The following is a 23,722-nucleotide window of genomic DNA, read 5'->3' as shown; positions in this document are numbered from 1 at the left end:
CTAGGCTATTTCTCCCACTTATTAATAATTTCACCTAAAACACCATCATTTTTCATTTTTTCAACAGCGGCGTATATTGTTTGTGCAACCTCTTTCGGAAAGCTATGATTTCCGGCTACATATATATAAGTTGACTCTGAAATGTTTGGTCCAACATACAAATGTTCAGATTTACCACCAATTTTTTTCCATTGATAACGCGCAACCAAGGTAGAATCTCCGACGCCTTCAATATGGTGATGCATCAATTTAGCCATATTTTTTTCACCATCTTTTGCTTCTTCGAGATCTCTAAAACCCAACTTCTCAAGGTAAGGGATAGCATTCCACCCACGTATTACTCCAATATGTTTATTTTTTGCTTGGGCTAACGTCGTAATTTTTTCTGTAGTCAGAGACACTATATTCATTTCATTTTTTACTAAAGGAGCAATCCAATTATATGTTGCTTCTCTAGTAGGTGTCCTAGTTAATGGTACGATTAACACTAATTCTCCATTATTCATATTTAAAATCATTTCTTGCGCTCGACGCCATGGAATTCCTAGTTCGAAATTGAAGTGAGGAGCGCCGTATGAAGTCGAAGTATTTAATATATCGACGGTAATCCCAGATGGATTTCCATCTACAATCCCGTTCCAAGGCATTGACTCATTACCGATAACGGTTACTTGGACTACTTGGTTCGCATAAACAACAGACGTAAAAGCAAAAAAAGGATAAAACAACGTATTAGCTTCATTCTTTAAATATCCACTAAATTAGTAAACATGTAACTATTATAGTAAAACAACAGAGCAACAAGATACCACTCAAAACTGACACTAGATAGAAGATAAAGTGAAGGTATTTTTTCATCAACTTTTTATTCAATTCAACCCAAAGGACCTCGCATGTATCTCGTATTGTACTGTCATAATATAGGTATGACTGATTTCTCATTTTTTGAAACTGAAGACTTTGATAGAGAAGAAGGGTATATCGTTCGGGGTAAATGGCCGAACGAACAAGCTTTTAGAGCCTATTTAGCTAACGAGTTTGGCGATATGTCAGACTATCATGTCATCGACTTAATCGCTAAAGGTCCAGAAGCAGAAACCTACTCGCAATTAGATTTAGTTCAACTATCTTTATCATAACTCTCTAGTTATTTAAAAAATAAGATTCATTTACAGTGTAAAGTAGATAAAAGCCAAACCAAATGAAGATATTCGGAGATAGGTGATGAAAGCTCGTACTAAGGCAATAACAATTACCGCCCTGTTAATTCCATTTGCCTCTTTTGCAGGGGAGGCAGATGTTGTAAATGTAAAAATAAACAAAACAGGAATTCAGACCTATAGCTTCGATGTCACGGTGCTACATGCAGATAGCGGGTGGGAGCACTATGCAAATAAGTGGGACATTATTGATAATAACGGCAATATATTAGGTACAAGAGTCCTGTATCACCCACATGAAAACGAACAACCCTTCACTAGAAGTTTAGCTGGTGTCCATATTCCACAAGAAGTACGCTCTGTTACTGTTCGAGCACATGACTTAGTTCACCAGTATGGCGGAAAAACGTTTGAAGTCAGAGTGCCCGAATAATAAAACTATGACGTTATCATGTCAGCATTGATACCAAAGCTATTTTTATGCTCACCAATAACCACTTCACTGCGAGTTTGAATAACACCAGGTAAAGTTCCCAATTTATGGGACATAAATACTTGGTACGCCTTCATATCCTTTACGCGGATTTTAATCATGGCATCAAAATCGCCAGACAATGAGTAGCATTGCTCAATTTCGGGCATTAAGTTAACCGCCTTGGCAAACTTATCAAAAATTGAAAAACTAGATTGGTCTAAACGAATATGAATAAATACTTGCACATCTAACCCTAGTTTTTCTGGGCAAATTTCAGCATGATATCCTGTTATAAACCCTTCTTTTTCTAGTCGTTTGACTCTATCTGAACACGGTGATGTGGTTAGGTGGACTTGCTTTGCCAATTCGACCATTGAGAGGCGACCTTTTTTATGCAAAATACGCAAAATATCCAGATCGGTTCTATCTAAGTTTTGAGCCATATCCTTGCTCAGCCTTCTTATTCCAATAAACTATCGTTCCAATATAAAGACTTTCCTTAGAAACAAAAGAAAAAAATCCAGATAGATAACTATCTGGATTTTTTCGTCAATTCTGCCGCTTCTCTATAATATCTATTACGCAGTATTAATTGAGGCTAACCTGTGTAGTGGCATTCAAACTACTCCGGCTCATTTCACTGTCTAATTCTATATGTTGGCAATTGCAGTCTCTGCAAAACAGCTTTGCTTCCATATCATAATAGTGATTACCACGAAATATTTGACCTATTGAACTAAATAACTGCCCTATAGTTGAATCTGGTACTGCCTGATTTTTGCACATTATTGTTTTATGAGCTGTTGTTCTTTTACACGCGGAACAAAATAAATCTGGCATGGTCGATTCCTAAAATCTAAACATATGAATAAGTTATAAAAACAGAAACAATAATAAACCTAAAACCTCAAGATTTATTAAATTAACGTAAAAACTTTGATTTATTTTCTATATGTAAGAAATTCGTCACAAAAAAAGGGCAGTCAATTCTGCCCCTTGGATCAAAGTTTTTAATAAAATTGAGCTAGATCAATATCATTCAAGCTCAACTAGAAGTTTTTGATACTTCTTATGTTGCTCACTTACCACTTGTTCTGGCTTACCAGACGCTAAGCTACCCACAACAATCGCAATTGTAGAGAAGATGATCCCTGGTACAATTTCATACACATCAAACCAACCACCAGAAAGCTGTTTCCAAACAACTATCGTAATACCTCCGACCACAATACCCGCTAGTGCTCCATTTCTATTCATACGAGACCAATACAAGCTCAATACAATAGCTGGTCCAAATGCAGCACCAAACCCTGCCCATGCATAGGAAACGAGACCAAGAACAGAACTGTCTGGGCTTGCCGCTAAAACCAAAGCTAAAATAGAGATTAAAATAACACCAATACGTCCAACTTTTACAACTTCTTCTGACGTAGCATTTGGTTTGAAAACTTGTTTATAAAAGTCTTCAGCTAAAGCAGAGGAAGATACAAGTAACTGCGAGTCCGCCGTACTCATTATGGCAGCAAGAATTGCAGCTAATAAAATTCCCGCGATAACCGGATGGAAAATGGCATTCACCAGTATCATAAAGATTTTTTCGCCATCAGCTAACTCTGCTGCTGGAGAATTGGTTACGTAAATTAACCCAACCAGCCCAACCAACAATGCACCCGCCATTGATATACCCGACCACACAACGGCAATGCGACGCGCCACTGTAAGATCTTTGTTTGTACGTGTGGCTTTAAAACGTGCCAGAATATGAGGCTGACCAAAATAACCTAAACCCCAAGCGACCAAAGAGATTATCGCAACAGCGGTTAAAGGCTCCCCTTTAGAGTCATTCCAAAGCGTTAATAGCTCCGGATTTATATTCGCAAGATCAGCCGTTAATTGACCGAAACCACCTTGCATTGCTGCAATTGGTACAATTAGTAACGCGGCCGACATGAGTAAACCTTGAACCAAGTCAGTCCAAGATACCGCGAGGAACCCACCAAAAAGGGTATAAGAAACTACACAGATAGCACCTATGACTACGGCATAACTATAATCAAGGCCAAATACAGTCTCAAACAATTTACCACCTGCTACCAAACCAGAGCTGGTATAAAAAAGGAAAAACAACAAAATAAAGAATGCAGAGATACTTTGAATGAGCTTAGATTTATCATCAAACCGACGAGCTAAAAATTCAGGAATAGTTAGTGATTCAGTTGTAATACTGTAGGTTCTCAAACGCTTAGCACTGATATACCAATTCGCCCATGTACCAATTAGTAATCCACCGCCTAACCAAAGGGCTTCAATACCTGCAGCATAAGCATATCCCGGCAAACCTAATAAAAGCCAACCGCTCATATCAGAAGCACCCGCAGATAAAGCGGCTGGCCAAGGACCTAATGAACGACCACCAAGAAAGTAGTCACTCGAGTTCGATGTACGTTGGTAGGCATAGTAACCAATCGCTAACATCATAATTAAATAAGCAGCAAATGTTGCTGTAATAGCAAAGCTATTTTCTATCATTAAAAATATCCTCTATTTCAAAATTCTTCCATGCCCTCTCCCTATTTAGAGAGAGGGTATAAAAAGGAACGGGGGATTAACTAGTTCCGCTACCCATTTCGAGTAACGTTGCGTTACCGCCAACGGCAGTAATATTTATGGTACGTGTACGCTCAGTAATAAAACGAAGTACCAGTTTTGGATCTTGAGACTGTGGAAGCCGCTCAAGATCGGTTTCCGATATAAGTGCTGTTATTGCACCTGTTCGTACAGCGAGTAACTGATTGATCTCTTTTTCTACTCGCTCACTACCTACATAGGCAAAGTTCTTAATATCTTGTGCAAGCAACCCCTTATAACTATTAAAAGGGAGGCATTGAACCACGTTGCTAAGTAATTCCTCTTTATTAACTTCATTCACCAATAACTGCGACAAAGTATCATCATCACAGCAAAGAATGGCACTGTTACCAGCAGATAATATGGCCACTATCAGTGCTACTGCCGCACAATGAGTATTTTTATGAGTAGAATCGACGACCAATACGGCAACACCTCGTCCAGCAACATATAATTCATTCGTTTCTCCAGTTGGACCAACAAGTTGGTGTACTTTAGAAGCCACCTTTTTACTATGATTAAACTGAAACTTCCCTGCTGAGATAACACTGTCAGGCATACTGGCAACATAACGACCTAGCTTCTCGTAACGACGGTCTACTTCGGTTAAATTCCATTCTTCCCATGCTACAAAAGAGTTATTAAAATGAATATCTATCTGACTCATAATACGGTCCCTTTTTCTACTTTAGCTTGAGTGAATCGGTATAAATAATGAGGACCTCCAGCCTTTGGCCCTGTACCTGATAAACCTTGTCCGCCGAATGGTTGCACGCCAACAACTGCACCCACTTGATCTCGGTTAATATAACAATTGCCTACACGTGCATTTTTCTCTATCCAACGATAAGTAGTCTCATTCCTACTATGTATACCCATAGTTAAACCGTACCCGGTTTGGTTAATTTCATTTACCACTTGCTGAATTTCATGCGCTTTAAATCGAGTAATATGTAAAACCGGACCAAAGTGCTCTTTGGACAACGCGGCGATACTATCAATCTCAAATGCACAAGGTGGTACAAAATCACCTGAATCGCATTCAACTGGGAGGCTGAGTTCTTTTACCAAGGTCTGTGTCTTTTTCATATCGTCGATGTGTTCCAGCAAATTATTTTTTGCTAGCATATCAATCACAGGGCCAACATCGGTCTTATGCTTATACGGTAAGCCCACACACAATTCATCCATCGCACCCTGTATCAGTTCGATAATTCTATCCGCAATATCTTCCTGAACATAAAGTACACGCAACGCAGAACAGCGTTGACCAGCAGAAGCAAACGCTGAACGTATGACATCTCTTACAACTTGTTCTGGTAAGGCCGTACTATCAACAATCATTGCATTTTGACCACCTGTTTCAGCAATAAACGGTACTGGAGATGCCTCTCTTTTTGCCAATGATTGATTAATTCGCATCGCGGTTTCTGTAGACCCGGTAAATGCCACTCCGGCAATAGCCGAATGGCTAGTTAATGCTGCACCGATATCTGCACCGCGTCCTAGTAACAATTGGGCCACTCCTTTTGGAAAACCAGCAAGCTCTATCAGATCAAAAGCTTTCGCGGCAATTAAACAAGTCTGTTCAGCTGGCTTAGCTATTACCGTATTACCCGCCATCAATGCCGCAGCAACCTGCCCCAAAAAAATCGCTAACGGAAAATTCCAAGGACTGATGCAAACATAGACTCCGCACCCGGTTCTTGAAATAGTCTGTATCGAGCTGTCAAAACCAGTTGAGGTTTCTGATTCAAATACATGCTGCTGCCTTGCATAAAAACGACAGAAATCTACGGCTTCTCGTACTTCGTCTATGCTGTCATGGATCGTCTTTCCTGCTTCGTGGTGACATAATGCGACCAGCTCAGCAAGATTATCCTCCAACAAATTAGCTAGATTCTCTAAATATTGGCCTCGTTGGCTAGCCGAAATCCCTTGCCATTCACCGAAAGCATGCTCAGATATCTCAATAACTTCGGAAACATGATCAAGGCTGGAAAATTGAATATCTCCAACCACTTTATTACGATCATAAGGCGAAGTTATAACTACATGCTCAACGTCTTCCTTGATCATGCTTTCGTAAATTGAGACGCCATTAATAACAGAACCCGCAGTCCACTTCTTATCAAAGTAAGCGTTTACTTTCTTTTCAAACGGTATTAATTCACTTTCGATATCAACGTTTACCCCAACCGAATTTTTTCGTTCTGGGAAAATGTTCAACGGTAACGGTATTTTATTGTTATGTAATGTAGGACAAGCAAGTAACATATCTACTGGATGTTCCGTTAGTGTTTCCACTGGGCACCGAGCATCCACTAATCTGTGTACAAATGAGCTATTTGCGCCATTTTCTAATAAACGCCTCACCAGGTAAGGAAGTAAATCCTTATGATTGCCAACAGGTGCATAAATACGAACATTGACTTTATACGTATCAATTACATGGTGATAAAGAGACTCTCCCATTCCATGTAATCGCTGAAATTCAAAGTCCTTGTGCTTAGCCATCACAGCGATTGAGGTGACTGTCTGAGCATTGTGGCTAGCAAACTGCGGGAAAATATTTCCACGAACATGCTCACTCAATAAAAAACGAGCGCAAGCAAGATAAGCCACATCCGTCGATTCTTTGCGCGTATATACAGAATAATCGTTAAAACCAGATTGTTGAGCCCATTTAATTTCACTGTCCCAATAAGCGCCTTTAACCAAACGAACAGGTATAAGATCTCCCTGATCGCTAGCAAGTTTATTAAGCCAAACTAAAACCGGTAACGCCCTTTTGGCGTAAGCCTGAATAACAAGACCAAACTTACCCCACCCTTTAATTTCAGGGCTTTGATATAATTTTTTGAAAAGTCGTAAAGAGAGCTCAAGTCTATCCATCTCTTCAGCATCTATAGTAATTGCGACACTTAACTCTCTCGCTCGACTCGCCAATTTGAGAATGGATGAATAAAGCTCTGTCATTACGCGGCTTTCATTAGCGACTTCGTATCTTGGATGTAACGCAGACAGCTTGATGGAGATTGAGGCGGTTGTTAGTTCACCTCTTGGATTACTCTTACCTATTGCTTCTATTGCACTAAGGTATTCATTGAAATATTTTTCAGCATCTTTGGTTATGAGAGCCGCCTCACCAAGCATATCAAAAGAAAAGTCATACCCTTTATCTTGATTCACTTTACCGTTTTTCTGAGCTTCTTTAATCGTCCGACCTAATACGAATTGATGCCCCATTATCTTCATGGCTTGATGCATCGCTTGACGAATTATAGGCTCAGACATTTTATTCACGAGCCTAGAAACTGCACTTGTTGGGCTCTTAGCTTCTAATTCGGATAAGCCAACTACCTTGCCAGTAAGCATTAGCCCCCACGTAGAAGCGTTAACGAATACAGAATCAGAACCTTGAAGGTGAGATTTCCAATCGGCAACAGTTAATTTGTCTTTTATCAAGGCATCGGCAGTGGCGCTATCAGGAATACGCATCAACGCTTCAGCAAGGCACATCAACAAAATTCCTTCCTGAGTATCTAAACTGTACTCAAGCAATAGCGCGTCAATCATTTGAATTGATTTTTTATCCGCACGAATGGATTCGATTAAGCTTGTTGTTTGCTGCCGGATCTGTTCTTTTTCATTTACCAAAGGCGTCGCCATAGGAATCAATTCTGATAGCCATCTAGATTCATCCACCATATATAGTGGAGAGATTAGTGACCAAATCTCGTCGATAGATTTGTCAACGAGGCCAGTTGCTAGCACATCTATTGCTCTAAACATCCATATTCCTCAATCTCAACGTCAGAAAAATCTCTAACATTTCTATAGATAGCACGCAGTGTATTTTGCGGACGAGTGCAATAGTTGTCAAAAGCTCCTGTATTTTTGTCAAAAAACCCTGTATTTAACAAAAACGGAACAAACCTCGTCAAAATTCTTAAATTATTCGATACAACTTAATTGTTGTGGAAGCGTTTTTTATATTGCGAGGGAGAGAACCCATTAAGGCGTGTAAAAACGTGAGTGAAAGTACTTTGACCTGAAAATCCTGCCAAATCAGCAACATGGTTCAGTGGATACTTACCTTTTTCGATAAGTTCTTTTGAAAAGTCGATACGTTTATTGAGAACATATTGATGAGGCGTAACACCTGTTTGTGCTTTAAATAAAGTATGAAACTGGCTTTCCCCTAAAAAAACACTGCCAGCCAATTGTGCTACTGAAATTCGTCTTCGCAGATGATGGGATATATATCGATCAACCACATCAATATCGATCCTAGCGTCTTTATTATTGGTCTGGAATGTTGATGTGTGTCTTTGTAATAATGCTAAAACCGTATCATTACATGCACGGCTCAACAATAAATCATGAGGGTGCTCCTCCATCTCAACTACTAACATTTTTATCAACTGACGTATTTGACCGTCTAATTGAAAATAAACATCAGCTTTAGCAAGCTGGCTCAAGCGTTCAAGCAAAATAGGACTGTCGTCAGTTAAGATAGGAAGATTAAGAACCAAAATATCAGAATGATCCTTAACCCCGCCAAAAGCATGATCCATCGTTGCAGATACTACAACACCTTGCCCTGGCTTAACTAAATTTCCAACGCCATTAACATCAAACTCTGTTGGTCCATTTAGCCCAATAACAACTTGAGTATAATCATGATTATGACTATTCATACAATTTGGCAACGTAACAAGCTCAGCAGGTTTAGGACTTTGCTCAGAGGTTAAATTTGATAATGTAATTTCACGTTGATCTGATATCGCCAAACGAAATATCCCCTAAAGTAAAAATCATCATTAATTACACATGCAAGACTAACATTCTAATCATGGATTGAATGTGTAGTCAAAACTCGAAACACCATACAGAATCGGAACGATGATCAAGTGAATCTAAATTACGGTGGATGTTTATTCTAAACTGTAGATAAGCTATTTGTGACATGTAGATCTCATAATATTCTCTACAGCTCAAAAATAAGCATAAAATTTTAAAAAGTATCATTAATAATGCTATGCTTATTCACTGTTATAAAACCGCTTAGAGAAGTAGAAACTGAATACAGTTTTTTAATTATTAATTAGCTCTTTTAGCCTTAATCTAAAATGTTATTGCAGGGACTTATGATCACACGCCGTATCCCAGCGCTTATTCTTGCGCTAACTTCCTTTTGGTCAGTAGCATCCTTCGCAGCAGAAGAGACACAACAAGTGGATCCTGTTATTGCGATAGATGAAAAAATTGATCAAAAGAAGGCCGACATCGATACTGTAAATCAAGAATTTGATACCGAATCGGCAAACCTTAAACGTTTACAACAGGAAAGTGCATCTCTTAAACGAGAAGCATCGGAAAGAGAAGCAAAGAGAAATCGTTCTAAAATTGCACTTGATAAACAATATGCAAGGCTACTCGATGACCCTGACACTGACCTAACCTCTTTCCAAAAAGAGTATCAAGAGTCATGGGCCGCCTTAAAAGACACCCAAGCTCGCCAGCTCAATAATCGCCAAGAGATAACTGAAAACGAAGTTAAATTATCTCAGGTTAAACAGAAAAAAGCGCGTTTTAACAATGAATATGAGAACTTACAAGAATCTCATATAGAAGCTCGTGTAAAACGTATCAATGCAGAGCTTCGTGAAAGCAATGTATTAGAAACGAGTTACACCACAACGTGTTCAACCACAATGACTCTCGGTGAGTGTGCTAATCAAGGTAAGTATCTGACTAAGCAGAAAGCGGTTAAAGCATTCAAAGCTAAGTTATTAGCTGAATTAACCGAAACAACGCTTGCGAAACAAAACCTAGATGGTGTTCAATTGAATATTCATGTTCAAGAGAGCCAACTTATCAAGAGCGGTTTTGCCGGTAGCAACTCTTACAGCACGCAAATGCAAGCGCAACTGCAAGCAAAACCTGAAGCCGTTGCTGCATGTAAGTTGTTAAACGTTGAGTCGAGGTACTGCCTAAAAGGCAAAGCTTCAACTCAAACTAATAACAAAAACAAACAGTGGGCAAACGTAACTGTTCGATCAGACCAATACAACGACTCAGTAACTATCAATGGCGTGAAGTACGGAAGTACACCTGTGGAAATCGTTTTACCAGCAGGTCGACACCAAGTCACTGTCTCAAAAGAAGGTTACGAGACTTACAATCGTGTCATCACAATTAACGGCAACGACACAGTTTGGGTAAAACTACTCGCTAGCAAAGAGAGTTAAGTTAAGATTAAATACATAAATGCTGTATTTTTCGACAAGTTAACACTTTGATTACCTGTCGGAATTCACAAAGCTGATGAATAAGCGCCATTTTGTCTAATATCAAGCAATGATATATTCTGACAAAATGGCGTTTTCGTATAGAATAGGTAAATTACCCGGTTAATCATTAAAGTAATTACGATCATGCGACAAGCTCTACCTGCATTACTACTAGCATTATCTCCATGCTTTATTCCTTTTACGGTATTGGCAACGGATGCCATTCCAACCGTAACAGTTCAGCAAGCAGATGAAACGCTACAATCTAAAAAGACAGAAATGGATGCTTCTGCCAAGCAAGTAGCAAAGCAGAAAACAGCGATCAAACTGGCTCAAGACAAACAAAGCCAGCTTGAAAAGCAATCTATTCAATTAGACAATAAATTAAAGCAAACTAAGAAAGCTCTCGATCGTGATTACGGTCGAATCACCAACGAGCCTGATTTTGATTTAAGACCTAGTCAAGGTGCTTACCAAAGCGCATGGGCCGACGTTAAAGCTAACCAAAAAGCCCGACTTGAATCGGAGCAAGAGCTGCAAGAACTATACGCAGACCTTTCACTTTTTGAAGTCGACCAAAAGCGATTAAATGCCGATTTAGACCGTCTCTCAGAACTCAAAGTCAGAGCGCGTGTTGAACGTTTGCGTAGTGAACTAAACCAACAAGATGAATTAAAAGTAAGCTTTACCAATGTATGTCAAGACGACATGACGATTGCTCAGTGTGCAGACCAAACTAAAAATCTTGCTTTACAAAAAGCGGTAAGCAGATTTCAAAGTCAGCTCATCGCGAATACTAGCGAACACAAAACAATCAAGCAGCATTTGGAAAATGTATCCCTAAACATTCATGTTGTTGGGCAAAAGGTTTCTAAAGACGGGTTTTCTGATGAAACTCGTTATCAAACGATTTTAGACGTCACTATGGAGTCGCGCCCAGCCAAAAACACACCTTGTAAATTGTTAGATGTCGAGTCCAGCTATTGTTTTGATGAAAGCGAAGTACAAACTAATGGACAGATAAAAGAGGTCCAATGGGTTACGCTAACTATCCGGTCAAATCAATACCAAGATAAAGTCGCGATTGATGGTGTTCGTTACGGAAGTACCCCACTCGATATAATGTTGCCTGTAGGAAGCCATATGGTAACGATAGAGAAAGAAGGCTATCGCTCTTTCCATCAAGAGTTAAGCATCACTGGGGATCACACATTAAGAGCCGTATTGAGAGAAAAAGAAAATGTCCCTCATTCTGGTCGAAAATTTGCTGACGCATTAAAAAACCGTAGTAAAGCACCAGAAATGGTCGTCATTGGCTCAGGGCAATACTTAGTCGGCGAGAACAGTGCAAAACAAGTTACCGTAGATAAAGCTTATGCAATGTCAGCGACACCAATTACGGTTGCCGAATTTGAAACGTTCATCAATGACACGAATTATCAAACAGATGCTGAACTTAAGAAAATTTGTACGACGGTAGAAGAGTCACAAATTGTGCCGATAACCGATAGTTACTGGCGTAACCCTGGGATTAAACAAGGTGCAAACTCACCTGTTGTATGTATTAGCCAAACAGACGCCATAGCCTACACAAAATGGCTTTCAACTCAAACTGGCTTTAAGTATCGCCTACCATCAGAAACCGAGTGGGAGGTGGCTGCACAAGCAGGTAGCCAATCCGCTTACTGGTGGGGTGATTCATTTGGTGCAGGACAAGCAAACACCGGATGGGGCGGGACCAAGTGGTCTAACATCAGCACTTCACCTGTTAAAACATTTGCACCTAATGGCTTTGGGCTTTATGACGTAGTCGGCAATGTTTGGGAATGGACTAATGATTCAAAAGGTGTGACTAAAGGTGGCTCTTGGAGCTTCTCTCCAAATCAAGCAACGGGCTACAGTCAACTCTTTATTGCGCCTAACACGGCTGCAAATTACGTTGGTTTCCGAATACTGCGCCAACTTTAAAGCATCCATTATTTAATCAAATAACGTTTTTAACAACAAAAAGACCTCGCATAAGCGAGGTCTTTTATTATTTTACTGCACCTAGAGCTAAATTAGTTTAGGCTTAAGGAGCCAAGCGTTCCACTGACCACGAGCTTTCATCTTTAACAACAGAGCTATCTTTAGTAAAAATGAATCTATCATGTAAACGATGCTCACCACCTTGCCAAAATTCAATGCTATCAGGAACGATTCGAAAGCCACCCCAAAAACTAGGAATGGGAATATCTCCGTTAGCAAACTTCTGTTTTAGTTCAAGATACTTCCCTTCCAGTAAACCTCTTGCAGACAATCGACTGCTCTGCTTACTTGCCCACGCAGCAATTTGACTTTCTTTAGGACGAGAAGAGAAATATTTCATGTTCTCAATTGCAGAAAGCTTAACAGCAGTACCAGTAATATGGACTTGTCTTTCAATTGTGTGCCAAGGAAAGTGAAGGCTTACCTTCGAATTGGCTTCAATCTGGTGCGCTTTTCGGCTACCCAAATTAGTATAAAAAACAAAACCACTATCGCCAACACTCTTTAACAATACAATTCGCTGAAATGGTTGCCCATGTTCATCTACCGTCGCAATAGTCATAGCGGTAGGATCGGCTAATTCAGCTTTAACGGCTTGCTCTAACCAAAGATTGAATTGGTCTATAGGGTTGGCTTTCAAATCCTTACGTCGTAAACCACCTTTAGTATATTCTCGACGAATATCCTTCAGTTCCATATCTTATCCTTAAAGAATTTTTTGTAATTTTGCGCTTATCAAACGATGAAAACAAGAGCATTCTCATTTGATCAAGTTAAATTCATTTTCACAAACTTAATAACTAATACCTAACTCTATGGTTAATTTTTGCCATTACAAACCCATTTAAGCCACCACTAACTTAACCCTAACTATTTGAGAAAAAATAAAAATAGGTTATTACTTAACATTTCGCTCAACAGCTAATAAAATTAATGCTACATGTCGTCAAACTAATCATTAATGGTGTAAGTAATGCCAAGGACAGCAAATGAGCAGTAAAAAGTTTAAGATGCTAAAAGATGCGGAGTTAGACTATGTGGATGACAAAACAGCCGCTTTGCTTCTAAACACGCCAAGTAGTGCCCGAATACTTCTTTGGGTAATGGTGCTGTTTTTTATTGCCGCGATCGCATGGGCCTCTTGGGCACAACTAGATAAAGTAACCGTTGGACAAGGTAAAGTCATCCCAAGCTCTCAGTTGCAGGTGGTACAAAACTTAGAAGGTGGGTTAGTTAAAAGCCTTTTAGTCCGTGAAGGTGATATGGTCAAAGAAGGACAGCAACTAATCCTGATCGATGATACTCGATTTCGCTCTGATTTTAGAGAACGAGAACAGCAAGTATCTAACTTGACCGCAAGTGTCTTACAATTGTCAGCTTCTATTACCAGCGTTCAGATCCAAGAAGAATTCGACAACGCTAACTGGGAAGACAGTGTCAAAATTGATTTTAATAAACTGGCATTCCCACCAATTTTAAGTGACACGCAACCTCTACTCGTACAACGTCAACGAGATGAATATCGACAAGATCTAGAAAACCTAAATAACAAATTGTCAGTTGTAGACCAGCAAGTAAAACAAAAAGAACAAGAGCTCATAGAGTTAACAGCAAGAGCAAAAAATCTAAGAACAAGCTACAACTTTGCTAAAAGAGAGTTAGACATTACCAAACCTTTGGCAGACGAAGGTGTTGTCCCCAAAATTGAATTGCTTAAATTGCAACGCCAACTTAACGATACACGCAGAGAACTGACTTCTACTGAGCTTAAAATCCCAAGCATAACCTCAGCAATTAGAGAAGCAATGCTAGGCAGAATAGATGCTGCCTTGAAGTTTCGTTCAGAACAGCAAGAAAAACTAAATCAGGCTCAAGATAAATTATCCGCTCTTACTGAGTCGACCGTCGGCTTAGAAGACAAAGTAAATAGAACCATTGTGTTATCCCCTGTCACCGGCACTGTCAAGAAGTTGCATATCAATACTGTAGGTGGCGTTATTCAACCGGGTATGGATCTGATAGAGATAGTCCCTTCAGAGGATACACTGCTAGTTGAAGCAAAGATTGCACCGAAGGACATCGCATTTTTACGACCTGGCTTACCTGCTATAGTTAAGTTTAGTGCCTATGATTTTACCCGCTATGGTGGCTTAGAAGGAACTTTAGAACATATTAGTGCAGACACCATACAAGACGAAGAAGGGAATAGTTTTTATATGGTCACAGTCAGAACGGACGATCACAAATTTGGTACTGAGGCAGGCTTACCTATTATACCAGGCATGACCGCATCCGTAGATATTATTACGGGCAAGCGTACAGTCTTAGATTATATTCTAAAACCGATACTGACAGCCCAAAAAACGGCTCTTAGGGAGTAGCTATTCTATGGTATTCCCTCCCCAGACTTTATCGATGAATAAGTAGCAATGAAAACGTTTATCATATTATTGATATTGCTTTCATTTTCAATGACATCTGTTGCTCTCAACACAGAGGAGCAACGTTGGGTCGATGCGGTTTCAAAAACATATGGACCAAGAGCAGGAAAGCGCACTGAAACTTGGCGTTCAGAATTAGAAAAGCTTAAAAATCAACCCGAAAGCAGTAAACTTGCCGGTGTAAATAGCTTTTTTAATCAGCTCAATTTTGTAAATGATATCGATTTATGGGCAAAAAACGATTATTGGGCCACACCACTAGAATTTATTGGCAGTAATGCCGGTGATTGTGAAGATTTCACTATAGCAAAATACTTTTCGCTACTTGAACTGGGTGTTTCTGATAAAAAGTTACGGCTGGTCTACGTTAAAGCGATTGAGTTAAATCAATTTCATATGGTTCTAGCCTACTATGAAAAATCGAGCTCAGTCCCAGTGATTCTAGATAATATTAATCCGGTAATTAAGCCCGCAACTGAAAGGCGAGATTTACTCCCTATTTATAGTTTTAATGGTAAAAACCTATGGCTAATGAAGGAAAAGGCGAGCGGACAACTAGCTGGTACTTCCTCTCGATTAAGCCTGTGGAATGATCTTCGTTCTAGAAATAAATCATTAAAACTTAACAAACCAAAACTAAATTACAATGAGTAACCACCATGACATTACATAAACAACTTGTCGCAGGTATGTTGGCTGTTTTCTTGTTACTAGTTGGCTCAGTCTTAGCGATAGAGTTCACGACAACCCGTAACTTTCTGATGCAGCAGCAACGCTCAGAAATGAATAACACCATAAATACTGTTGGCCTCGCACTTGCACCCTATCTTGAACAAAAAGATAGCGTCGCGGTGGAATCCGTAATCAATGCTTTATTTGACGGTAGCTCTTATTCAATCGTAAAGCTAACCTTCTTGGATACTGAAGAAGAGATCATTCGCTCTTATCCTGTAAAGGCTACTGGTGTGCCCGATTGGTTTATCGATATGAACTTACTTACCAAACTTCATGACAGAAGGGTGGTAACCAGTGGTTGGCTACAGTTAGCTGAAATAGAGATCATCAGCCATCCAGGTGAAGCCTATGTACAACTTTGGGGGGCAGTTAAGAACCTTGGTATCGCTTTTCTGATTGCTTTTTCGCTAGGAATGTTACTTGTCTCCGCCATGCTGAAACGAAGCCTACGCCCACTAGCGCTTATCATTATAAAAATGGAAGAGATCGCACAAAACAAATTTGGTGAACCGCTTAAGCAACCAAAAACGAAAGACTTGGTTGCGGTTGTTAATGGTATTAACACCATGTCTCAGCAAGTCGAACAAAGCTTCAGAGCGCAAGCAAAAGAAGCTGAGCAGCTTAGAGAAAGAGCCTATATGGACCCAGTATCTCAATTAGGTAACCGTTCGTTCTTTATGGGGCAGCTCAATCAATGGCTTAAAGAGTCGTCTAAAGGTGGTATAGCACTTTTAAAAGCGAACTTTATTAAAGAAGCCTATGATGAATCTGGCTATGAAGCCGGAGATACGATGATAAAAGAACTCGCCGATCATCTGAAACTCACCACAGATTCTCCTGCGGTTACTATCGCAAGGATAAACACCGAAGAATTCGCATTCATCTTCCCCAATATTGAAAATGAAGATCTCCATATGCTGGCTAAGAATATCGTCGGTAATGTGCAAAGTGTTCGGCCAGACCCAACGGGTACAGCGCCAATCGATATGGCATTAGGTCTTGTATACAACGAAACCAGAAAATCGACATCTGAAGTACTTTCACTCGTCGATAACGCCTTATCTCTCGCAGTCGCTCACCCAGAGAGAAACTACGAAATCGTATCCGACGTAAATGACCATATATTATTAGGTAAACAGCAATGGAAAGAATTGGTTGAAGAAGCAATCAGTAACCAAAATGTTGAGTTTAAATTTCAATCTGCAAATAGCAACGACGGTAAAACGTTCCATCGTGAGGTATTCTCATCTATTGAAAAAAATGGCGTTCGCTATACAGCGAACCAATATCTCTTCGCCCTTGACCAGTTAAATGCTGGTTATATTTTCGATGAGTATGTTATTGAGAGCATGATCGACAATCTTGAACAACATAATATTGAAGACACTCTCGCTATTAACCTCACGGTTAGTAGTATTTCTGAACCAAGTTTTATTCGTTGGTTAACCAAAATACTAACCAAATTCCCAAATTCCGCCAAAAAGCTGCATTTCGAAATTCCAGAAATATGTTTTATCTCACATCAGCACCATACCGCACTGCTTTGTCATGCTATCCGTAGTAGTGGTTCAGAGTTTGGCGTCGATAACTATGGCCGAAACTTCCACTCTCTAGATTACATCAACGAATTTAGGCCAAAGTACGTTAAGTTAGATTATCTATATACCCATCAGATAGAGGATGAAAAACAACGTTATACATTAACCTCTATCTCACGTACTGCACATAATTTAGGCGTAACGACTATTGCATCCAGGGTAGAAACTAAGACTCAGTTAGATTTCTTATCTGAGCATTTTATTGAAGTATTCCAAGGTTTTATAGTCGATAAATAACCACATAAAAATTATATTGAGGCCGCTTTGAATGCGAGATCCACTTTTAAATTCTCTGATTTATATCAGTCGTTATTACGGTTTGGCAAATTCCCCAGACGCACTAATTAATGGATTACCTTTATCTGATGGCTTACTAACCCCATTTCTTTTTCCCCGATCTGCGGAGCGAGCAGGGTTAGTTGCGAAAGAAAATAGAACGCCATTTAACGAAATATCAGAACTAATTTTACCTGCAGTACTCCTTCTTAAGGAGGGTGATGCCGTTGTATTAGTTAGCATCAATAGTAAAGATGGCGAAGCAGAAGTGGTTACCTCTGATTCAGACATGATGCCCGTATCTATACCCGTTGAAGAACTGACCCAGCAATACAGCGGCCGTTATTTCTTAGTAAAAAAACAGTTCAGATACGATGAACGCTCACCTGAAATATTGAAAACACGTCAAGGACATTGGTTCTGGAGCACATTGTTTGCTTCAAAGCATATCTACCGAGATGTTTTGATCGCATCAATTCTTGTGAATATGTTCGCAATTGCCGCGCCAATGTTTACTCGACTCGTTTACGACAAGGTAGTACCAAACTTAGCTTTTGAGTCTTTATGGGTTCTCGCTTCTGGAATATTCGTTGTTTTTATTTTTGACTTTGTACTTAAACTGCTACGAAGTTACTTCATCGATGTTGCAGGTAAAAAATCCGATATCCTGATATCGTCAAAGTTATACAGTAAAGTAATGGGTATTAGGATGGAATCTAGACCTCCATCCGTCGGCGCTTTTGCTAGACACCTACAAGAGTTTGAATCCATTCGAGAGTTCTTCACCTCTGCCACAATGTCTGCCCTTATCGACCTACCCTTTGCTCTGCTATTTTTAGTCATTATTTGGTTGCTTGCCGGCAATCTAGTCATTATCCCAATAGTGGGTGTAATCATTTTAATCATCCACTCTTTATTAATTCAGGCTCCTTTGAAACAAAGTATTGAAGAAGGATCTCGATTGGCTTCTCAAAAATACGCCAACTTGATAGAGAGTCTTGCCGGGTTGGAGTCGGTTAAGTTATTTGGTGCTCAAAGTCAGTTCCAATATCGCTGGGAAGAAGCGGTTGCTCATATGGCAAATTGGAACATTAAAACAAGAAGAATCACTGACACAATTCAAAATATGGCAGGATTCGTTCAGCAATCTTGCAATATAGGTATGATAATATTCGGTGTCTATTTGATCGCCGATGGGGATCTTACGATGGGTGGATTAATCGCGGCTACGATGCTGAGTGGTCGAGCGATCGGTCCTCTAGTACAGCTTTCCTTACTCTCGACTCGTTATAACCAAGCTAAATCATCAATGACGATCATCGAGCAAGTAATGGCAATGCCTGATGAGCAAGAAGAGGGCAAACGTTACATTCACCGACCTATCATTAAAGGGAAAATAGAGCTCGATAAAGTGACTTTCCATTATCCTGAGTCTGCCATCGCATCTATTCGAGACCTTAGCCTTACGATTGAACCCGGTGAGAAAGTAGCGATAATTGGGCGCATTGGTTCCGGAAAGACGACTCTTGAACGCCTTATTATGGGCTTATATCAGCCTACAGAAGGCCATGTCCGCATAGATGATACGGATATAGCCCAATTACACCATGTCGACGTACGACGCAATATAGGCTGCGTTCCGCAAGAAAGCACACTATTCTTCGGTTCTATCAGAGACAACATTACGTTAGGCCAAACGTTAGTCGATGATAGAGAAGTGATGGATGCAGCCAATCGTGCAGGAGTGACTGTATTTACTCAACAAGACCCCGCAGGACTTGAAAGGCAAGTTGGCGAAGGTGGGTTGTTACTTTCTGGAGGTCAGCGCCAATCCGTTTCGATTGCTCGTGCATTATTAGGTCGCCCACCCGTCCTATTGATGGATGAACCAACAAGTGCAATGGATAATCGCACAGAAATGCACATCAAAAATCAGCTCGGTCAAATGAGAAAAGACGAAACGCTAATTCTTATTACGCATAAAACATCTATGCTAGACATCGTTGATAGGATTATCGTGATGGAAAAAGGCTGTATTATTGCCGATGGTCCAAAACTTCAAGTACTTAACGACCTAAAGCAAGGTAAAGTTAGAACGGTTAGCTAATCGCTAGAACAACTACTTTCTACTTAAAAAAAGAGGATGCTTAAGCATCCTCTTTTTTTATATCAAAGCTCTTCGTCTTGCTCGACACCTTCTACCATTGTTCGGCAATGAATCTTATATTGGTCAAATGAAAAAACACTAACGCCTTTTTCATGCTTTGTTAAATACGTTTCATCACCGTATTGAATAGACACCCGTGTAAACACTTTATTGGCTTTTATCGTATTTCTCTCCAGTAAACGTTCGAGCTCTAATTCTGCGTTTTCTATTTTTCCCTTAGTCTGCTCAATCAATAAGTTATTCTTTTTCTTCAAATTCTGAATCTGAGCAATTTCTTGCTCGGAACGTTCTTCTTTTGGTCTTTTCATTAACTCCATTTCACTACGAATGGCGTCCATGGTTTTATCTTGAACGAACTTGTAACGCTCTTTCAGTTCGGCTAAACCCTGTTTATATTTATTGTATCTGACAAAGGCTTGTACCTTCGTTGCAGTATCGCCTTCGACACCTAAATTAAGACATTCTACTTTGCCGCCCGCTTTTGCAATACCGCCACTGAGAGTTCCGTGCTTATCGTTAGCATCTTTGACTGTAAGGTCGCCAGTGCACATCGCAATACAGCTCATACAATGAAGCTCCAGCTCTATATCACCAATAGCTTGAAGAAATGCAAACTGAGCATATTTAGATTTGATGTTTCCATTTGTCTTAACAATACAGGCTTTATCTTCACCTTCATCTACCGCGTGTCCGATAATGCCTTTGCCTACGATGATATCTTCTTGGGCTTGAACATCAGCCGATTCAATAAACCCTCCAACCGTTACAGATCCGGTTGCACGAACGACCATCCCAGGTTCAATATTTCCAGATACAACCAAACTACCTTTGAACTTAATATGGCCTGTTGATACATCAACATTTTTCAGAACCAATGAAGGATCTACATCTATTGTAGACTCTCTAATAATTGGCATTCCCGATTGGCTTGCACGTAATAAATTGGGGTTATCCCTATCGAGATTAGACCCTTTCCCTTCTTTTAGTAATTTATCAGTTCCCGGTTGAGGGGGAATTGACACACCCATAACGGTATAACCAGGCTTACCTTTTGTTGCAGGGACGCGTTTCATAATCGCCACTCCTTGCTCAACCGTTATGGTTTCCCCAAGATTCCTCATATCAACTTGGTGAGTTTTTTTATTGGCTTCTTGAGGTGCTAATATTCTAGTGCTAGCATCTTCAACTAAAGGCACAAACTGAGCATCTTTACCATTTACCGGTTGCAACCCCCGAGCAACTGGTTGTTCGATGACTTGCCCTTTTGGAAGGTCAGTACTAAGTGAGAGTATCTTTTTAAGCGCAAGTTTATTAATACCTTTTGTTACATGAAAAGTGGCAAGTGCTTGCATAATGTCGACAGCACTAATTTGTTTTCCCCCATAAGGCCCTGTAACAAACATAGTCGCTAACATATCGCTATCTGATAATTCGACTTTCACCTCAGCATCTTTTCTAAAGGCAACTACAATACCTTCAAATGCCGATTTTTTATTTTCTCTAGCAGCTCGCACAAATCTACCGGCAGCTTCATCATCATAATAAAAACTGCCAGCTTCTAGTTGAACCAGAACTTTATCAAGGCCATCAATGCTAAACGTAGGACCAACTTCCTCACCTCGAGGGAGTTGCGCAATAACGCTGTTAGAATCTTCCGATAATCGAGTTAACTCTTTCCACATTTTAGAACATAGCTCACTTCATTAGATATAATGAGTTTATCTTAAAGTATGAGACACTTTGCTAAACTTTGCGAAGAAATCATATTTGAATCACTTTTTTATTTATAAATTTATTGATTATTTGATTTACACTGTAAATCTCAAAACAGTTTACACTGTAAATTAAACCAAAATTTCGATGCTCTTTCTAAACAGGCACTCTGCTTGTTTTCTCCCACTCATTGAATATATTTCAACTATATCTGTCCACGATTTCTTTTGTAAGATCTTAGTAACCAAAATAGGATGGATATCCTTATGAGCAATATTTTCTATCAGCAATTGGCAAACTGTGTAAGCGATATTTTCATACCCACTACCACCTTGGATATATGACCTTACAAGTTGGACTTGAGCCTTTAAAACTGGGAGGGCCATTGGTCGGCTAGACTTCAATAAATTTAATACTAGTAAAGCAGGTAGGTCTTTAAAACCCTCAGGCAATAACGCAACGAAGTCCTGAGGAAATCTATTTCTGACCTGTTCTTCCCAATCATTCTTAACAATGGAACTCAACATTAGAATTGAATATGTGCCACTAGCTTGATCTAGGCTTGAACCAAGACGTACAGGATAAAACTCGTTAGCAACCCAAAATCGATAAAGCTCCTCCGTTACGCCATAGCTAGTAGAAACGAAATCAAATTGAACCTCGTTTTGACTTTTCAAAAATGACAACATTTTGCTTCCAATGCCAAGGTTCTGACAGTCTTGAGCAACCGCAATTCGCATAACTCGTAAAGATCGAGCCTCAGCGGCTTTAGAAAAACCCATTTTTCCTACAAGAACTACTGGGCATAAATGTCCTTTAGGTCGCCTTTTACCTAGCAACACATCATCTATCAGTTCAGGAGCTAACTCACCCTCGATTTTTGCAACGATACAACCCACGACTTGACTAGACACTTCATATATAAAAAGATGAACCGTATCATCGTCCAATATCTGCATAATATCATTGGGAGAGGTTTGGTAATGAGCACTTACCAGTAAAGCGAAAATCTGCTTAAACAGAGCTGGGGATTGCAATAATCTCTCTTTTTTAACACACGTAAACTGAGTTTCATCCGTGAGATAACCATGGCTAATAAAAGGCATTTCTGAATCGAGCAAAAAGGTGTTAAAAACCCATGATTCGAGAGGGTCGCCAGTTTTCCAGCGTATTGGTTGCTGTAAGTGATACTTCTTCCAGCCCGGCCTATTCTCATCTAACCATTTGAAAAACTTCACCGTAAATCCACGACCACACCCCTCGTATCCGTGAATAGTCGAAGAAAAGACCATACGATGATATTTTGAAATCAGTTTCTGTAACATAGAAACGGGTATTGCCGAAGCCTCATCAACTAAAACAACATCACATTCAACATCCGTTCGGATTAACTCATCTGGTGACACAAACTGAATAAACGACTCATTGAAGAGAAGAGCATTCTTGCCCTCATACGAAATAGAGTGCAAATGTTGTTTAGCATGAGTGAACACTGGATCAACCGCTTTTCGCGACGGAGCCGTGACAACAATTTTGGCTTGAGAGCTATTGATAAGTTGTGCTGCCGCGATTCCAAGAGCAGAACTCTTACCCCTTCCTCTGTCGGCCGTTAATATAAGAGGCCTTTTACGACGCCCACTAAAAACCTTTTTAATAAGATGAATGGCCCCTTCTTGCTCATCAAATCTAGCGCTTGGTTCATAAAAATTAACAAAACGTGGTAAAGAGGGAGTTGGGGTGTATTGCTTAAGCGTTATTGTCTCGGTCAACGCTAAATCTAACCAACGATAAAATGCACTGTTTTTGTTTGAGAGCAGAAGAAACAATATCCCACCTCCAGCAAGTGCACCTGAGGCGGCAGTAAAACTGTTAGCATCGAACCCGTCTTTGTCATCATAGATAAGACATTCAACGTTTCTACCTAACAATTGCGAACCTCTCTTAAAGTTAAGTAATTCACTACCTACCAGGGCTCTGCCACCTAGTTTAAAGCACAGTTCAGGTTCGTAACTAGTAACAACGCTCTCTAATAGTTTATCTTGCCATTCTTCTTCTCCATTTAACCTCACCAAATAACGATGTCCGTTATTTTTCGCTACTGAAATCAAAGACTGAAGATAAGATAGGGGAGAATTCATCTTGCAAATACCGGTTAAAAACGATGCTTTATGTTATCACAGCGCAAAAAAAAGCCGCTAACGC

At 39.8% G+C, this 23,722-nt stretch carries 17 protein-coding genes; 8 read left to right on the top strand and 9 right to left on the bottom strand.

Features of this window, described 5'->3' with window-relative positions; all coding sequences use genetic code 11:
- Positions 1–5 precede the first annotated feature (5 nt).
- Positions 6–647: a substrate-binding periplasmic protein gene (locus PGX00_RS19195; protein ID WP_272139576.1), complete on the bottom strand. Its 642-nt coding sequence runs from the start codon at positions 645–647 to the stop codon at positions 6–8.
- A gap of 246 nt (positions 648–893) precedes the next feature.
- Here PGX00_RS19195 and PGX00_RS19190 point away from each other — a divergent pair, with 246 nt between their 5' ends.
- Together PGX00_RS19190 and PGX00_RS19185 are read left to right on the top strand one after the other, a co-directional pair.
- Positions 894–1,139 carry a hypothetical protein gene (locus tag PGX00_RS19190; protein WP_272139574.1) on the top strand — a complete coding sequence of 82 codons (246 nt, stop codon included), beginning with the start codon at positions 894–896 and terminating at the stop codon, positions 1,137–1,139.
- Positions 1,140–1,224: 85 nt separating this feature from the next.
- A complete protein-coding gene (locus tag PGX00_RS19185; RefSeq protein ID WP_272139572.1) occupies positions 1,225–1,593 on the top strand; it encodes a hypothetical protein in 369 nt (122 codons plus the stop codon).
- Positions 1,594–1,598: 5 nt separating this feature from the next.
- On the opposite strand, the gene PGX00_RS19180 is transcribed toward PGX00_RS19185, so the two are convergent.
- From PGX00_RS19180 to PGX00_RS19160, 5 genes are all read right to left on the bottom strand, one after another.
- Positions 1,599–2,078 carry an Lrp/AsnC family transcriptional regulator gene (locus tag PGX00_RS19180; protein ID WP_272139570.1) on the bottom strand — a complete coding sequence of 160 codons (480 nt, stop codon included), beginning with the start codon at positions 2,076–2,078 and terminating at the stop codon, positions 1,599–1,601.
- A gap of 592 nt (positions 2,079–2,670) precedes the next feature.
- A complete protein-coding gene (putP, locus tag PGX00_RS19175; RefSeq protein WP_272139568.1) occupies positions 2,671–4,164 on the bottom strand; it encodes a sodium/proline symporter PutP in 1,494 nt (497 codons plus the stop codon).
- Positions 4,165–4,240: 76 nt separating this feature from the next.
- Entirely contained in the window at positions 4,241–4,930 is a 690-nt protein-coding gene (locus PGX00_RS19170; RefSeq protein WP_272139566.1) for a 1-pyrroline-5-carboxylate dehydrogenase, read from the bottom strand.
- Positions 4,927–8,058: a bifunctional proline dehydrogenase/L-glutamate gamma-semialdehyde dehydrogenase PutA gene (gene putA, locus PGX00_RS19165; RefSeq protein ID WP_272139564.1), complete on the bottom strand. Its 3,132-nt coding sequence runs from the start codon at positions 8,056–8,058 to the stop codon at positions 4,927–4,929. Before putA ends, PGX00_RS19170 begins: the two co-directional genes overlap by 4 nt.
- Before the next feature lie 176 nt (positions 8,059–8,234).
- Positions 8,235–9,059, bottom strand: coding sequence for an AraC family transcriptional regulator (locus tag PGX00_RS19160; RefSeq protein ID WP_272139562.1), 825 nt, complete (start codon positions 9,057–9,059; stop codon positions 8,235–8,237).
- 357 nt (positions 9,060–9,416) lie between these two features.
- On the opposite strand from PGX00_RS19160, the gene PGX00_RS19155 reads away from it, so the two are divergent.
- Complete coding sequence (locus PGX00_RS19155; protein ID WP_272139560.1) at positions 9,417–10,520, top strand: PEGA domain-containing protein; 1,104 nt, start codon at positions 9,417–9,419, stop codon at positions 10,518–10,520.
- Positions 10,521–10,706: 186 nt separating this feature from the next.
- Positions 10,707–12,530 (top strand): SUMF1/EgtB/PvdO family nonheme iron enzyme, encoded by a 1,824-nt coding sequence (locus PGX00_RS19150; protein WP_272139559.1) that lies wholly within the window; start codon positions 10,707–10,709, stop codon positions 12,528–12,530.
- Positions 12,531–12,633: 103 nt separating this feature from the next.
- Here the strand turns inward: PGX00_RS19150 and pdxH are convergent, their stop codons facing one another.
- Positions 12,634–13,287: a pyridoxamine 5'-phosphate oxidase gene (pdxH, locus tag PGX00_RS19145; RefSeq protein WP_272139557.1), complete on the bottom strand. Its 654-nt coding sequence runs from the start codon at positions 13,285–13,287 to the stop codon at positions 12,634–12,636.
- Between the two features lie 292 nt (positions 13,288–13,579).
- Here pdxH and PGX00_RS19140 point away from each other — a divergent pair, with 292 nt between their 5' ends.
- Genes PGX00_RS19140 through PGX00_RS19125 form a run of 4 tightly spaced genes read left to right on the top strand, consistent with a single transcriptional unit; the run spans position 13,580 to position 19,747 of the window.
- Positions 13,580–14,971, top strand: a complete 1,392-nt coding sequence (locus PGX00_RS19140; protein ID WP_272139555.1) for an HlyD family type I secretion periplasmic adaptor subunit — start codon at positions 13,580–13,582, stop codon at positions 14,969–14,971.
- Between the two features lie 48 nt (positions 14,972–15,019).
- A complete protein-coding gene (locus PGX00_RS19135) occupies positions 15,020–15,685 on the top strand; it encodes a transglutaminase-like cysteine peptidase (RefSeq protein ID WP_272139554.1) in 666 nt (221 codons plus the stop codon).
- Positions 15,686–15,690: 5 nt separating this feature from the next.
- Complete coding sequence (locus tag PGX00_RS19130) at positions 15,691–17,601, top strand: bifunctional diguanylate cyclase/phosphodiesterase (protein WP_272139553.1); 1,911 nt, start codon at positions 15,691–15,693, stop codon at positions 17,599–17,601.
- A 31-nt stretch (positions 17,602–17,632) separates the two neighbouring features.
- Positions 17,633–19,747, top strand: coding sequence for a type I secretion system permease/ATPase (locus PGX00_RS19125; protein ID WP_272139552.1), 2,115 nt, complete (start codon positions 17,633–17,635; stop codon positions 19,745–19,747).
- Between the two features lie 62 nt (positions 19,748–19,809).
- On the opposite strand, the gene PGX00_RS19120 is transcribed toward PGX00_RS19125, so the two are convergent.
- Positions 19,810–21,489, bottom strand: coding sequence for a DUF342 domain-containing protein (locus PGX00_RS19120; RefSeq protein ID WP_272139551.1), 1,680 nt, complete (start codon positions 21,487–21,489; stop codon positions 19,810–19,812).
- A 162-nt stretch (positions 21,490–21,651) separates the two neighbouring features.
- Positions 21,652–23,658, bottom strand: a complete 2,007-nt coding sequence (locus tag PGX00_RS19115) for a GNAT family N-acetyltransferase (protein WP_272139550.1) — start codon at positions 23,656–23,658, stop codon at positions 21,652–21,654.
- Between the last annotated feature and the right edge of the window lie 64 nt (positions 23,659–23,722).

The sequence above is a fragment of the Vibrio algarum genome, assembly GCF_028204155.1.
Lineage (GTDB): Bacteria > Pseudomonadota > Gammaproteobacteria > Enterobacterales > Vibrionaceae > Vibrio > Vibrio algarum.
The sequence above is the reverse complement of the archived record's forward strand: the minus strand, read 5'-3'. Positions and strand labels throughout refer to the sequence as shown.